Origin of the sequence: Streptomyces sp. NRRL F-5755, from assembly GCF_001279365.1 — a bacterium.
GTDB lineage: Bacteria > Actinomycetota > Actinomycetes > Streptomycetales > Streptomycetaceae > Streptomyces > Streptomyces rimosus.
In genome coordinates this window covers 35,272-49,794 of record NZ_LGCW01000258.1, presented here as the reverse complement: position 1 = coordinate 49,794, position 14,523 = coordinate 35,272, and the positions used below count along the sequence as shown (strand labels likewise).

Here is a 14,523-nt window from a genome sequence, read left to right as displayed (position 1 = left end):
GGCGGGCCGGTGCCCTGGTACCGGCAGGTGACGCCGCGCCAGTGGAAGTCCCTGTTCGCCGCCTGGGTGGGCTACCTCCTGGACGGCTTCGACTTCGTGCTGATCACCCTTGTGCTGACCGAGATCGCCGACACGTTCGGCCTGAGTACGGCCGAGGCCGCCGCCCTCGTCTCCGGCGCGTTCATCACCCGCTGGCTCGGCGGGGCACTGCTGGGCGCGCTGGGGGACCGGTACGGGCGCAAGGCCGCGATGATCACCAGCATCCTCCTGTACTCGCTGGGCACCTTCGCCTGCGGCTTCGCCTGGGACTACACCAGCCTGTTCACCGCCCGGCTGGTCATCGGCGCGGGCATGGCGGGGGAGTACAGTGCCAGCGCCACCTACGTCCTGGAGAGCTGGCCCGCCGCCCTGCGCAACCGCGCCTCCGGCTTCCTCATATCCGGATACGCGGGCGGCACGGTCCTCGCCGCCCAGCTCTACCGGTGGGTCGTGCCGAACTGGGGCTGGCGCTGGATGTTCTGGATCGGGGTGCTGCCGGTGCTGGTCGCGCTGTGGGTCCGCAGGTCGCTGCCGGAGGCGGGCGACTGGAACGCCGAGGTGGCGGCCGCCGGGGAGCGCCCCAACCCGTTCCGCCCGCTGTTCGCCGGGCGGGCCCGGCGATGGCTCAACGGGGTGCTCGCGGCCGTCGCGTCCGCCGCCCTCTTCTGCGTCTTCACCCCGGCCGGTACGGGACAGGTGCCCTGGCTGGCGGCGCTCGCCGCGCTCTGCCTGACCGCGTTCGCCGTCCAGCTCGGCGGGCGGCGCGGCCGGGTGCTGTACGTGTCCCTGACGGTCACCGTGTTCTGCGCCTTCCTCTACAGCTGGCCCGTCCAGGCGCTGCTGCCCACCTACCTCAAGACCGAGCTGGGGTACGCGCCCGCCCAGGTCGCCGACGTGATGTTCTACGCCGGGTTCGGCACGATGGCGGGCTGCTGGCTGGCCGGCTTCACGGGCGACCGGTTCGGCACCCGGCGCGCGTACGCCGGCACGCTGCTGGCCTCCCTGGCCTTCGTCTTCCCGGTGTTCGCGGTACAGGACAACCTGGTCGCCCTGGGAGTGCTGCTCTTCGGGCTGCTCGCCCTGGGCCAGGGCATCTCGGGCATCCTGCCGAAATACATCGCCGGGCACTTCCCGACCCCGGTCCGCGCCGCCTCGCTCGGCTTCGTCTACAACGTCGGCGCGCTCGGCGGCGCGGTCGCCCCGGTGCTCGGCGCCCGGCTCGCCGAGGGCATGTCACTGGGCCGGGCGCTGGCCGTCCTCACCTTCGGGCTGACGCTGGTCGTCATCGTCCTGGTGGGCGGCGACGTGCCGGTACGGCTGGCCCGCCTGGTGGACCGGGAGGTGGTGGGCGATCACCTGGTGCCGGCTGACGGGGGCGGTACGGGAGCGGCGGGCGGCACGGGGCCGGAGCCCGGCGCGGGCCCGGCGGCCGGCCCCGGCGGTCAGCGCCCGAAGCGGCTCACGTAACGCCGCTGCCAGGACGTCTCGACGGCGCGGGGGTCGTAGCCGCGGCGTACGAAGTCCACGGCCTGGTCGGCCGGCACCCCGTCCAGGACGGCGAGGCAGGCCAGCGCCGTACCGGTACGGCCGCGGCCGCCGCCGCAGGCCAGCTCGACGCGTTCGGTGCCCGCGCGCTCCCACGCCTCGGCGAGCACGTCACGGGCCGCCGCCCGGTCGGACGGCAGCCGGAAGTCCGGCCAGCGCAGCCAGCGGTGCTCCCAGCGGACCTCGGGCGGCTCCTTGCCGAGCAGGTACACGGCGAACTCGGGCTCCGGGCCCGGCGGCAGTGGATGGCGCAGGCCGCGGCCCCGCACCGTACGTCCGGAGGGCAGCCGCAGCACTCCGGGGGCGTCCTCCGGCCAGGCCGCGTTCACCATGCCGTGTTCTCCGTGTCCCACGCCGTGTGCACCGTGTCCCACGCCGTGCTCACCCCTGTCATTCCGTACGGTCCGATTCCTGTCCCATGGACACCCCGCGCACCCCGTCCAGTTCCGTCAGCCGCTCCACGAGCGGGTGTGCCGAGCCCCGGCCCTCCAGGCGCAGCAGTACCTCGGCCGGCACCCGGTCGTCCGAACCCGTCTCCACCTGGACGTCGGTCACCTGGAAGCCACTGCTGGTGCACATCTGCAGCATCCGGCCCAGCAGGCCGTGCTGGGCACGGTAGCTCAGGCGCAGCTCGAAGCGCTCGACGTACGGCGCACGCCGGCGGCCCGAGAACAGCTTCGGGAAGCCGCGTACGACGAGGAAGTGGACCAGCGTCGCACCGGCGGCCAGCAGGGGCAGGCCGCCGCCGCACGCCATGCCGATGGCACAGGTCAGCCAGATCGTCGCGGCGGTCGTCAGGCCCCGTACCGCGTCCTTCTTCACGAAGATCAGGCCGCCGCCGATGAAGCCGATGCCGGAGACGATCTGCGCGGCCACCCGGGACGGGTCGAGCGCGACGCCGTCCGTGCCGAGCAGCGCGTAGAAGCCGTGGATCGAGACTTCCATGAACAGCGCGCTGCCCACGCCGACGAGGGTGTGGGTGCGCAGCCCCGCACTCTTCTGCTGTACCTGTCGCTCCAGCCCGATGAGGGAGGACAGGAGCAGCGCCAGGGCCAGTTCGGCGAACTGGCGGAGGCCCTGACCGTGGCTGACGTCGAACAGCGGTGATGCGAGGTGCGTATGAGGCATTCGGCCATTGTCCCTCCGTGCCCGGCGCGCGGGCCGTTGTCAGTGGTCGCCGCTAGCGTGGTTTTCACGGTGACCGGTGGACGGCCGGTCGGGAGCGCAAGGTGGTGGGTGCGTCGGTGCGGCGGTCCATATCCGGGCGCGGGCCCATCGCCGGTTTCTTCGGGGGAGCGCGCCGCTGGTGAGGTGACGCGCGAAGGCCCGTGGCGGCGGTGGGAGTTGACCACCGCCGCCACGGGTCTTTCCGGTGCCCGCCCGTTGTCCTCGGGGTCTTGTGGAAAGTGGAACACGTTCTTAACATCACGAGTGTTACATCAGTAGTGTCACAGTCTCGGTAATGGCACAGTCCTGCGGAGCTCAGGGGGCCCGATGGCAGGGACAGGGAACGGCCCGCTGAGCGGGGTGCGCGTGGTGGAGCTGGCCGGTATCGGACCCGGCCCGTTCGCCGCGATGCTGCTGGCCGACCTCGGCGCCGACGTGGTGCGCGTGGACCGCCCCGGCGGGTCCGGACTCGGCATCGACCCGGCGTACGACATCACCAACCGCAATAAGCGCTCGGTGCTCGTGGACCTGAAGTCCGCCGAAGGACCCGGCCAGGTCCTCGACCTCGCCGAGCGCGCCGACGTGCTGATCGAGGGATACCGCCCCGGCGTCGCCGAACGGCTCGGCATCGGCCCGGACGCCTGCCTGGAGCGCAACCCGCGCCTGGTGTACGGCCGGATGACCGGCTGGGGCCAGCAGGGCCCGCTGGCCGCGACCGCCGGACACGACATCGGCTACATCGCCGTCACCGGCGCCCTCGGCATGACCGGCCCGCCCGACGGCCCGCCCGCCGCCCCCGCCAACCTCCTCGGCGACTACGCGGGCGGCTCCCTGTATCTGGTCGTCGGCGTCCTGGCCGCGCTCCGGCACGCCCAGACCGAAGGCGGCCGCGGCCAGGTCGTGGACGCGGCCATCGTCGACGGCACGGCCCACCTCACCGCGATGATCCACGGCATGCTGGCCGCCGGCGGCTGGCAGGACCGGCGCGGCGCCAACCTCCTGGACGGCGGCGCGCCGTTCTACGGCACCTACGAAACCGCCGACGGCCGCCACATGGCCGTCGGCGCGCTGGAGCCGCGCTTCTACGCCGAGTTCGTCCGGCTGCTCGGCATCGAGGACGACGTGCCCGCGCGCGACGACATCGGCGCCTGGGAGGAGCTGCGGGCCGCCATCGCCGCCCGCTTCAAGACCCGTACGCGTAAGGAGTGGACCGCCGTCTTCGAGGCGTCCGACGCCTGCGTCGCGCCCGTACTGTCACTGCGCGAGGCGCCCGGACATCCGCATCTCGCCGCCCGCGGCACCTTCACCGGCCACGGCGGCATCACCCAGCCCGCACCGGCCCCGCGCTTCTCCGCCACCCCCGGCGCCATCCGCCGCCCGCCCGCCCGGCCCGGTGCGGACACCGTCGAGGTGGCCCGCGACTGGGGCGTCCCGGCCCTCACCGATCGCCGGGAGCCGGAGACCGGCACCGGCCGCCGCACGGCCTGGCCCGACGGCACCCGGGCCGGGGACGGCCGCGCCCGGCCCGAGGGCGGGGCCGGCTGATGGCCGCCGTCCGCCGACCCACCGCCCGCCCCCGAGGAGGCCCGCAGCGATGACCGCGCAGTTGAAGCGCCAGATCTTCACCGAGGACCACGACGCCTTCCGCCGCACCGTACGGACCTTCCTCGAACGGGAGGTGACGCCGCACTACGACCAGTGGGAGAAGGACGGCATCGTCAGCCGCGACGCCTGGCGCGCGGCGGGCAAACAGGGCCTGATGGGCCTGGCCGTCCCCGAGGAGTACGGAGGCGGCGGCAACCCCGACTTCCGCTACGCCGCCGTGCTGGCCGAGGAGTTCACCCGGGCCGGCGCCGCCGGACTCGCCGTCGGCCTGCACAACGACATCGTCGGCCCGTATCTGACCCAGCTCGCCACCGACGAGCAGAAACGCCGCTGGCTGCCCGGCTTCTGCAGCGGCGAGACCATCACCGCCATCGCCATGACCGAGCCCGGCGCGGGCTCCGACCTCCAGGCCATCCGCACCACCGCCGAGGACCGCGGCGACCACTGGCTGCTGAACGGCGCCAAGACGTTCATCTCCAACGGCATCCTCGCCGACCTGGTCATCGTCGTCGCCAAGACCACGCCCGAGGGCGGCGCGCACGGCCTGAGCCTGCTGGTCGTGGAGCGGGACATGCCGGGGTTCGAACGCGGCCGTAACCTGGACAAGATCGGCCAGAAGGCTCAGGACACCGCCGAGCTGTTCTTCACCGACGTCCGGGTGCCCAAGGAGAACCTGCTCGGCGAGCTGAACGGCGCCTTCGTCCACCTGATGACCAATCTCGCGCAGGAGCGGATGGGCATCGCGGTCGCCGGGATCGCCGCCGCCGAACATCTGCTGGAGATCACCACGCGGTATGTGAAGGAGCGCGAGGCGTTCGGCCGGCCGCTCGCCAAGCTCCAGCACATCCGCTTCGAGATAGCCGAGATGGCGACCGAGTGCGCCGTCACCCGCGAGTTCCTGGACCGCTGCATCGTGGACCACTCCGCGGGGCAGCTCGCCGCCGTGCACGCCTCGATGGCCAAGTGGTGGGCCACCGAGCTGCAAAAACGCGTCGCCGACCGCTGTCTGCAACTGCACGGCGGCTATGGCTACATGAGCGAGTACCCGGTCGCCAGGGCCTTCACCGACGGCCGTATCCAGACCATCTACGGAGGCACCACCGAGATCATGAAGGAGATCATCGGCCGTTCCCTCCTCGGCTGACCGGCCGCCAGGACCGGCGCCTCGACGCGTACCCCCCGCCGCCCCGACCCACAGCTCGAAAGGCTGCCCACCGTGACTTCCGAAGCGTACGTATACGACGCGATCCGCACCCCGCGCGGACGCGGCAAGGCCAATGGCGCACTGCACGGCACCAAACCGATCGACCTCGTCGTCGGCCTCATCCACGAGATCCGCGCCCGCTTCCCCGGCCTCGACCCGGCGGCCGTCGACGACATCGTGCTCGGCGTCGTCGGCCCGGTCGGCGACCAGGGCTCGGACATCGCCCGGATCGCGGCGATCGCCGCCGGACTGCCGGACACCGTCGCGGGCGTCCAGGAGAACCGCTTCTGTGCCTCCGGCCTCGAAGCGGTCAACATGGCCGCCGCCAAGGTCCGCTCCGGCTGGGAGGACCTGGTGCTCGCGGGCGGCGTCGAGTCGATGTCGCGGGTCCCGATGGCCTCCGACGGCGGCGCCTGGTTCGCCGACCCGATGACCAACTTCGACACCGGCTTCGTCCCGCAGGGCATCGGCGCCGACCTCATCGCCACCATCGAGGGCTACTCCCGCCGCGATGTCGACGAGTACGCCGCGCTGTCCCAGGAGCGCGCCGCCGCGGCCTGGAAGGACGGCCGCTTCGCGCGTTCCGTCGTGCCCGTCACCGACCGCAACGGCCTCGTCGTCCTCGACCATGACGAGCACATGCGGCCCGGCACCACCGCCGACTCGCTGGCCGGCCTCAAGCCGTCCTTCGCCACCATCGGCGACATGGGCGGCTTCGACGCGGTGGCCCTGCAGAAGTACCACTGGATCGAGAAGATCGACCACGTCCACCACGCGGGCAACGCCTCCGGCATCGTGGACGGCGCGGCCCTGGTCGCCATCGGCTCCCGCGAGGTCGGCGAGCGCTACGGCCTCACCCCGCGCGCCCGCATCATCTCCGCCGCGGTCTCCGGCTCGGAACCCACGATCATGCTGACCGGCCCGGCCCCCGCCACCCGCAAGGCGCTGGCCAAGGCCGGACTGACCATCGACGACATCGACCTCGTGGAGATCAACGAGGCGTTCGCCGCAGTCGTGCTGCGCTTCGTGGCGGACATGGGCCTGAGCCTGGACAAGGTCAACGTCAACGGCGGCGCCATCGCGATGGGCCACCCGCTCGGGGCCACCGGCGCGATGATCCTGGGCACCCTCGTCGACGAACTGGAGCGCCAGGACAAGCGGTACGGCCTGGCCACCCTCTGCGTCGGCGGCGGCATGGGCATCGCCACCGTCATCGAGCGCGTCTGACCCCCGTCCGACCCCACCCCGGAGCACCCACCATGACCGAGTCCACCACCATCCGCTGGGAACAGGACGAAACCGGCGTCGTCACCCTCGTCCTGGACGACCCGAACCAGTCGGCCAACACGATGAACGACGCCTTCAAGACCTCCCTGACGGCCGTCGCCGACCGCCTGGAGGCCGAGCGGGACTCCGTACGCGGCATCATCGTCACCTCCGCCAAGAAGACCTTCTTCGCCGGCGGCGACCTGCGCGACCTGATCGCCGTCACCCCCGAGCACGCCCAGCGCGCGTTCGAGAGCGGCCAGGGCATCAAGCGCGACTTGCGCCGCATCGAGACCCTCGGCAAGCCGGTCGTCGCCGCCATCAACGGCGCGGCCCTCGGCGGCGGTTACGAGATCGCGCTCGCCTGCCACCACCGCGTCGCCCTGGACACCCGCGCCACCAAGATCGGCCTGCCCGAGGTCACGCTCGGCCTGCTCCCGGCGGCCGGCGGCGTGGTCCGTACGGTCCGGCTGCTCGGCATCGCCGACGCGCTGCTGAAGGTGCTGCTCCAGGGCACCCAGTACAACGCCGTACGGGCCCGGGACAACGGCCTGATCCACGACGTGGCGGCCACCCCCGAGGAACTGATCGGGAAGGCGCGCGCGTTCATCGACGCGCATCCCGAGTCCCAGCAGCCCTGGGACGTCAAGGGCTACAAGATCCCCGGCGGCACCCCGGCGCACCCGAAGTTCGCCGCCAACCTCCCCGCCTTCCCGGCCAACCTCAAGAAGCAGCTGAACGGCGCCCCCTACCCGGCCCCGCGCAACATCCTCGCGGCGGCCGTCGAGGGCTCCCAGGTCGACTTCGAGACCGCGCAGACCATCGAGGCGCGCTACTTCACCGAACTGGTCACCGGCCAGATCTCGAAGAACATGATCCAGGCGTTCTTCTTCGACCTCCAGGCCGTCAACTCCGGCGCCAGCCGCCCCAAGGACGTCACGCCCCGCACGGTCGAGAAGGTCGCGGTGCTCGGCGCGGGCATGATGGGCGCCGGCATCGCGTACGCCTGCGCCAAGGCCGGGATCGAGGTCGTCCTCAAGGACGTCACCCCGGAGGCGGCCGAGAAGGGCAAGGCGTATGCGGAGGCCCTGCTCGCCAAGGCGCTGAGCCGCGGCCGGACGACCGAGGCGAAGCGGGACGAACTCCTCGCCCGCATCAGGCCCACCGCCGAGGCGCGGGACCTGGCCGGCTGCGACGCCGTCATCGAGGCGGTCTTCGAGGACACCGCCCTCAAGCACAAGGTGTTCCAGGAGATCCAGCACATCGTCGCCCCCGACGCGCTGCTGTGCTCCAACACCTCCACCCTGCCCATCACCACCCTCGCCCAGGGCGTCGAGCGGGACACCGACTTCATCGGGCTGCACTTCTTCTCGCCCGTCGACAAGATGCCGCTGGTCGAGATCATCAAGGGCGAGCGGACCGGCGACGAGGCGCTGGCCCGCGCCTTCGACCTGGTGCGCCAGATCCGCAAGACGCCCATCGTGGTCAACGACTCGCGCGGCTTCTTCACCTCGCGCGTCATCGGCCACTTCATCAACGAGGGCGTGGCGATGGTCGGCGAGGGCATCGAGCCGGCCTCCGTCGAACAGGCCGCGGCCCAGGCCGGCTACCCGGCCAAGGTGCTCTCCCTGATGGACGAGCTGACCCTCACCCTCCCGCGCAAGATCCGCGACGAGACCCGGCGGGCGGTCGAGGCCGCCGGCGGCACCTGGCAGGAGCACCCGGCGGACGCCGTCATCGACCGCATGGTGGACGAGTTCGGGCGGCCGGGCCGCAGCGGCGGCGCCGGCTTCTACGAGTACGGCGAAGGCGGCGGCCGGACGGGCCTGTGGCCGGGCCTGCGCGAGCACTTCACCCGGGAGGGCACCGCCATCCCGTTCCGCGACATGCAGGAACGGATGCTGTTCGCCGAGGCGCTGGACACCGTCCGGTGCTTCGAGGAAGGCGTGCTCACCGCGGTCGCCGACGCCAACATCGGCTCCATCCTGGGCATCGGCTTCCCCGGCTGGACCGGTGGCGTCCTCCAGTACATCAACGGTTACGAGGGCGGGCTCCCCGGCTTCGTGGCCCGCGCCCGCGAGCTCCAGGCGGCGTACGGTGACCGGTTCGCGCCGCCCGCGCTGCTGGTGGAGAAGGCGGAGAAGGGGGAGAAGTTCAGCGACGCGTGACGTACACGAGGTGCGGGCCGGTCCCGGCCGGCCCGCACCGCCGCACGCCGCCGGTCAGTCCTGCCGGAGCCGCCACGCCGCACGCGACCCCGTCCGCCCCGGCACCGGCTCGATCTGCCCGGCGTCGCGCAGCCGGTGGAAGACCCGCTTCATGCGGGCCTCGGAGGCGATGCCGGTGATCCGGCGCGCGATCCGGTTCGGGATCTCCGGGTTCGACCGCAGGTACTGGAGCACCAGTTCCTCCGGCCGGGCGAGCGGGGTGTGCTCCAGCACCACCACGAACGCGTTCGCCTCGACGAAGAACCGCGGCTCCTTGAGCCTGGCCGCCTTCATCGTGCTCAGCACCGTGTCCAGCCCCTCCCCGATGTCCTTGTTGGGGGCGTCCGGGTACTTGTTCAGCAGCCGCACGATCGTGGGGTTGCGCGCGAAGCGGTCCGTGAGCAGGTTGTCCGGCGTCATATGGCCGGGCAGCCGGCCCGGACTGCGCACCTCCACCCGGTTGTCGAAGACCGAGATCAGGATGTCGTCGGAGAGGTTGTAGTCCCGGTGGATCACCGCGTTGACGATGATCTCCTTCAGCGCCTCCGGCGGATAGGCCATCGGCGACAGCGAGCCGTCCGGGCCCGGCACCGGCACCGACTGGATGATCCGGGTCACCGCCGCCAGCGTCCGCTCGATCAGCGGCCGCACCGGTCCGTCGACCGTCGTCGGCGGCGACTTCAGATGCCGGCGGTCCGGCAGCTGCTCGGCGGTCTCGTACCGGGCGATCTTCACCGAGCACTTCTTCGGTACGACGGCGGGCGGTTCGGCGGCGAACAGGACGGCGCCGGCGACGGTCGCCAGGCAGCCGTCGCGGTCCACCAGGCGCTGCCGGCGCAGGAACCGTTCGGCGGAGGTGCGCGGGCTGTACCGGCCGAGGAAGACATGCAGCTCCTCCTCGTCGCGCAACTCCTCCAGGCCGTAGTCGCCGAGCGGCTGGTCCTCGTAGGAGCGGGCGCCCTTGGACAGCGACAGATCGGTGATCTGGGTGCCCTTCAGCCGCCGCGACTGGGCGCCGCGCCGCTGCGGCACCTCACCGCGCGCCGTCCGGTGCACGTCCGGGCTCTTGTGCACGGTGACCAGGCAGGCCCAGCCCAGCTCCGGGCGGCCCGCGACGCGCAGGAACTCGATGTCGTACGGCACCGGCGGCTCCACCTGGTCGACCATGGCCTGCTGGACGAAGTTGGCGTCCTCCAGCGAGGCGAAGCCGCGCCACCGCGCGAGCCCCTGTCCGCTGCGCGGATCCTCGATGCCCACCATGAACTCGCCGCCCTCGGCGTTGGCCAGGGCGGCGGCGATGACCTGCACGACCGCCCCGCCGCTGCGGGCGCTCTTGAACTCCCAGAAGTGGTCTTCCTGCCGGCCGAGGAGGTCCGCCGCCTCGGCCCGGGAAACGGTGCGCCCCTCCACCCGCGGCCTCGTCTCGCTCGTAGGGCTGTGCCGCCCGGCCGGCCGCACGCCGGGCCGGTACCCACGCTATGCCCGCCGTGCGCGGGCTCACTCCTCGGCGTACGTCGCCCGCAACTCCTCGCGCATCGACCGCTGGAAGGCCGTCACCAGCGCCTGCACCACCATCGGCTGCATATGCGCGGAGAGCGACTTCATCGTCTCCACCTGCTCCGGGTCCGGCTCGCGCTCGCGGTAGGGGCCCCACACCTCGTCGTGGAAGAGCCGGGTCAGCTCGCGCGCCGCCGCGCGGGTGTGGTCCTGGACGACGGCGCGGGCGGCGAGCAGCGTCTCCAGCGATACGGGGACGTCCAGCAGCCGGATGCCGAGGTGGAGGACGGCCGGATCGACCCGGAACGCGTCGGGCTCCGCAGTGCGCTCCAGGACGTCCATCGCCGCCAGCCGGTCGATGTCGTCCTCGCTCAGCGCCCGGCCCGCGCGGCGCTCCAGCTGGGCCCGGGTGGCCTCCTCGGCGGAGTCCGGCGACCAGGAGGCGACCAGCGCGCGGTGGATGGCCAGGTCATGTTCGCTGAGGTCGTCGGGCAGCCGGGCGAGGTAGCGCTCGATGGCGGCCAGCGTCATGCCGTGGTGCTGGAGTTCTTCGATCAGCGCGAGCCGGGACAGATGGGCGGCACCGTACCGGCCGACCCGGCGCGGGCCGATGGCGGGCGGGGGCAGCAGCCCGCGGGTGCTGTAGAAGCGGACGGTCCGCACGGTCACCCCGGCGCGGGCGGCCAACTCGTCGACGGTCAGCGTCGGTTCTTCCCCGGTCCCGGTGGCCATTGCCGCGCCTCACTTCCCTCGCTGCGTCCGCGCGGGTCCCCGCGCCCCTCGGTCCACCGCGTTCCGTGGCGCGGTCCGTGTTCAACAGTATTGCTGTCTCACCAGCCCTGTGAAACCTCCTGGGAGGGACGGGGCGCTGGAGCGCGGTGGTGGGACGGTTCGCGGCAGGGGCGGGTGGCCGCGAAACGTGGCGGGCCGAGGCCACCGGGTGATCACCGGCCGTGCGCTGTCCGTTGCCGGAGCCGTCGGGTGCAAGAGACGTCGGGTGCCGGACTCGCCGGGTGCCGGAGCCGCCGGCCGGACGTTGCGCGCATCCGGCATCCTCGCTGCCGCACTGCCCGGGCCTGACGTCCGGTGACTCACCCGATCGGCCGCAGGACCCGCATCATCGCTGTCACCACGGGGAACACATGGTGCGCAGAAGGTGATGCCCGGGTGTGCCCCAGGCCCCGTCGACCAAGCAGACGGCATGTCCGCGTGCTGTCAGCCGCGCGGAGCGTCACCGCACGCCGCCCGTCATGTGGGGCGCGCACATCCTCCGCCCCCTCGTCATTGCCATGGCCGGGGCTTGCACGGAAAGCGACAGATCATGCGGATCGTACAGCGTATTGCCGCAGCGGGGACCACGGTCATGCTCACCCTCGCCGGGGGAGTCGTCCTGGCCCCCGACGCTCATGCCACCTGGGAAGCGTGCGCCGGTTACCTCAGTGAACGCGGCTACTATTCCGACGCGATCACCTCCATCTGCACGGACACCGCCACGGGCAAGATCACCAGATCGCGGTGCCACTCGGCACTCGTGGCCCAGAAGGTGAGTTCCGCGTACGCCAGGGTGGCCTGCACCTACGCCGTGGAGAAGGACTGACCGGAACTGCCTTCCGACAGCGAGCAGGCGGTGGCATGAGGCAGTCGCACCGAACGGGTGCCCGCTGCCGAATCCCGCACGGCTCCCTCGCGGAGACCGGGAAGCGGCGCGGTCCGCTCCTCCGCACCGTGTGCTGCCTCACCGGGTCGGCGGAGCCGGGGTGACCGTGCCATGAAGCGGTCGTCGGCCGTCCGTGAACACGTCTCGGGTCGGTGCCGTCGTTGGAGTGACCGCTGCCGCTGTCGCAGGCGGCCTGGCCGCGGCCGCACCCGCCTCCGCCGGGGGCATCGGCGACTTCCTCTCGCCGGCCCGTTCAACCAGTGCGGCGGTGCCGATGTGAAACCCGACCTGGAGAAAACGGATGAATCGCGCATCCGTCATGATCTCGTCGCGCTCAAGAAGGCGCTCGACGGCAAAGCGAAGCTCCAGGACGCCCTGACCGTGCTGCACTTGCAGGACCTCGACGCGAACATCTTGAGCCCCGGTGCGGATTAGGGCCGGGGCTGCGGCGTCTCGTCGCTCCCGTCGCTCCCGTCTCTGACCGGCCCGGAAGAAGAGCCGCCGGACCGCGTGCCGGTCGATGCCCGCTGAACCCGCACGGACGTCAAGGGGCGATTTCCGGCCACCGGCGACCGGATCACACCCCCCGGACCACTCCCTTGAGTGAGGAGTGATGACCGGAGGGTGGCGAATTGCTGGACTCGTGCAGATGACTTCCGTACGGCATTCCGGGCATATCCGGGTGAAATCTCGATGTCTTATACACGCTGTGATCCAGCACACAGACGAGGGGGCGGCCTTGGGGGAAGGTGTGCCGTCGGTCGGACTCCGCGTGACCCGTGGGGCCGCCGTCGGCTCCATCGCCTGCCCGAAAGCGAGATGAACCAGCTGTGAGCACGGAAACCGTCCAGGAGCACGCACACAGGCCACCGGACGGGGGGAAGGCCGAGGTCGCGCAGGACGCGGGCGACGCCGGATACAGCAAGGGCCTCAAGGGCCGGCACATCAACATGATCGCGATCGGCGGGGCGATCGGCACCGGCCTGTTCCTGGGCGCCGGCGGCCGGCTCGCCTCCGCCGGGCCCGCGCTGGCCGTCGCGTACGCGGTCTGCGGCCTGTTCGCGTTCTTCGTCGTACGGGCCCTGGGCGAACTGGTGCTGCACCGCCCGTCGTCGGGCTCGTTCGTCTCGTACGCCCGTGAGTTCCTGGGGGAGAAGGGCGCCTACGTCGCGGGCTGGATGTACGTCGTCAACTGGTCCACGACCGGTATCGCCGACATCACCGCCATCGCGCTCTACACCCACTACTGGAGCCTGTTCACCGCCGTCCCGCAGTGGGTGATGGCGCTGATCGCGCTGGCCGTGGTGCTGAGCATCAACCTCATCTCGGTGAAGATCTTCGGCGAGCTGGAGTTCTGGTTCGCGATCATCAAGGTCGCGGCGCTGGTCGTCTTCATGTTCATCGGGATCTTCCTGCTGGCCACCCAGCACCCGGTCGGCGGCAGCACCCCGGGCCTGAGCCTGATCACCGACCACGGCGGCTTCTTCCCGACCGGTCTGCTGCCCGTGGTGATCGTGCTGCAGGGCGTGGTCTTCGCCTACTCCGCCGTCGAGCTGGTCGGCGTGACCGCCGGTGAGACCAGCGAGCCGGAGAAGGTCGTCCCCAAGGCCGTGAACTCGATCATGTGGCGGGTCGGCGTCTTCTACGTCGGTTCGGTCATCCTGCTCGCCCTGCTGCTGCCGTGGAACAAGTACACCGGCTCCGAGAGCCCCTTCGTGACGGTGCTGTCCAACGTCGGCGTGCCGGCCGCGGGCGACGTGATGAACCTCGTGGTGCTCACCGCCGCCATGTCCAGCCTCAACTCGGGCCTGTACTCGACCGGTCGCATCCTGCGCTCGATGTCGATGGCCGGCTCGGCGCCGAAGTTCGCCGGCCTGATGAACCGCAACCAGGTGCCGTACGGCGGCATCATGCTCACCTCCGCGGTGTGCGTGCTGGGCGTCGGGCTCAACGCCTGGCTGCCCGGCAAGGCCTTCGAGATCGTGCTGAACATCGCGGCGCTCGGCATCATCAGCACCTGGTGCACGATCATGATCTGTCACATGGTCTTCGTCCGCCGCTCCCGCGCGGGCCTGGTGCAGCGCCCCCGCTTCCAGCTGCCGGGCACCCCCGTCACCGACATCGCGACCATCGTCTTCCTGGTCGGCGTCATCGTCCTGATGGCCTTCGACAGCGAAGGCGTGGGGCGGCAGACCGTGATGCTGGTGCCGGTCATCGGCGCGGCGCTGGTCGTCGGCTGGTTCGCGGTCCGCGGCCGGGTCAGCCGGCTCGCGGCCGAGCGCGAGCAGGCCGCGGCCGCCGGCCGGGGCACCCTCGACAAGGGCTGATCACCGGGC

12 protein-coding genes are annotated in these 14,523 nt (G+C 71.6%); 8 read left to right on the top strand and 4 right to left on the bottom strand.

Going from position 1 to position 14,523, the window contains the following annotated elements:
- The first annotated feature begins 9 nt into the window (after positions 1–9).
- Positions 10–1,506, top strand: coding sequence for a sialate:H+ symport family MFS transporter (locus ADK86_RS20920; RefSeq protein WP_053697934.1), 1,497 nt, complete (start codon positions 10–12; stop codon positions 1,504–1,506).
- On the opposite strand, the gene ADK86_RS20915 is transcribed toward ADK86_RS20920, so the two are convergent.
- Together ADK86_RS20915 and ADK86_RS20910 are read right to left on the bottom strand one after the other, a co-directional pair.
- Complete coding sequence (locus ADK86_RS20915) at positions 1,482–1,916, bottom strand: protein-tyrosine phosphatase family protein (RefSeq protein WP_053697933.1); 435 nt, start codon at positions 1,914–1,916, stop codon at positions 1,482–1,484. The genes ADK86_RS20920 and ADK86_RS20915 overlap by 25 nt on opposite strands.
- A 58-nt stretch (positions 1,917–1,974) precedes the next feature.
- Entirely contained in the window at positions 1,975–2,712 is a 738-nt protein-coding gene (locus ADK86_RS20910) for an MgtC/SapB family protein (RefSeq protein ID WP_053697932.1), read from the bottom strand.
- A 366-nt stretch (positions 2,713–3,078) separates the two neighbouring features.
- On the opposite strand from ADK86_RS20910, the gene ADK86_RS20905 reads away from it, so the two are divergent.
- The 4 genes from ADK86_RS20905 to ADK86_RS20890 all read left to right on the top strand — a co-directional run bounded on the left by ADK86_RS20905 (position 3,079) and on the right by ADK86_RS20890 (position 8,994).
- Complete coding sequence (locus tag ADK86_RS20905) at positions 3,079–4,296, top strand: CaiB/BaiF CoA transferase family protein (protein ID WP_107088522.1); 1,218 nt, start codon at positions 3,079–3,081, stop codon at positions 4,294–4,296.
- A 61-nt stretch (positions 4,297–4,357) separates the two neighbouring features.
- Entirely contained in the window at positions 4,358–5,500 is a 1,143-nt protein-coding gene (locus ADK86_RS20900) for an acyl-CoA dehydrogenase family protein (RefSeq protein ID WP_053697949.1), read from the top strand.
- Positions 5,501–5,572: 72 nt separating this feature from the next.
- Positions 5,573–6,787, top strand: a complete 1,215-nt coding sequence (locus ADK86_RS20895; protein ID WP_053697931.1) for an acetyl-CoA C-acetyltransferase — start codon at positions 5,573–5,575, stop codon at positions 6,785–6,787.
- 32 nt (positions 6,788–6,819) lie between these two features.
- Positions 6,820–8,994, top strand: a complete 2,175-nt coding sequence (locus tag ADK86_RS20890) for a 3-hydroxyacyl-CoA dehydrogenase NAD-binding domain-containing protein (protein WP_053697930.1) — start codon at positions 6,820–6,822, stop codon at positions 8,992–8,994.
- A 54-nt stretch (positions 8,995–9,048) separates the two neighbouring features.
- Here ADK86_RS20890 and ADK86_RS20885 read toward each other — a convergent pair whose 3' ends face one another.
- Together ADK86_RS20885 and ADK86_RS20880 are read right to left on the bottom strand one after the other, a co-directional pair.
- Positions 9,049–10,443 carry an ATP-binding protein gene (locus tag ADK86_RS20885; protein WP_053697929.1) on the bottom strand — a complete coding sequence of 465 codons (1,395 nt, stop codon included), beginning with the start codon at positions 10,441–10,443 and terminating at the stop codon, positions 9,049–9,051.
- 87 nt (positions 10,444–10,530) lie between these two features.
- A complete protein-coding gene (locus ADK86_RS20880) occupies positions 10,531–11,262 on the bottom strand; it encodes a MerR family transcriptional regulator (protein WP_053697928.1) in 732 nt (243 codons plus the stop codon).
- 589 nt (positions 11,263–11,851) lie between these two features.
- On the opposite strand from ADK86_RS20880, the gene ADK86_RS20875 reads away from it, so the two are divergent.
- The 3 genes from ADK86_RS20875 (at position 11,852) to ADK86_RS20870 (ending at position 14,514) form a co-directional block, all read left to right on the top strand.
- Complete coding sequence (locus ADK86_RS20875) at positions 11,852–12,127, top strand: hypothetical protein (RefSeq protein ID WP_053697927.1); 276 nt, start codon at positions 11,852–11,854, stop codon at positions 12,125–12,127.
- 336 nt (positions 12,128–12,463) lie between these two features.
- Complete coding sequence (locus tag ADK86_RS43215) at positions 12,464–12,622, top strand: hypothetical protein (protein ID WP_159393903.1); 159 nt, start codon at positions 12,464–12,466, stop codon at positions 12,620–12,622.
- A gap of 395 nt (positions 12,623–13,017) precedes the next feature.
- Positions 13,018–14,514 carry an amino acid permease gene (locus ADK86_RS20870; RefSeq protein ID WP_053697926.1) on the top strand — a complete coding sequence of 499 codons (1,497 nt, stop codon included), beginning with the start codon at positions 13,018–13,020 and terminating at the stop codon, positions 14,512–14,514.
- The last annotated feature ends 9 nt before the right edge of the window (positions 14,515–14,523 follow it).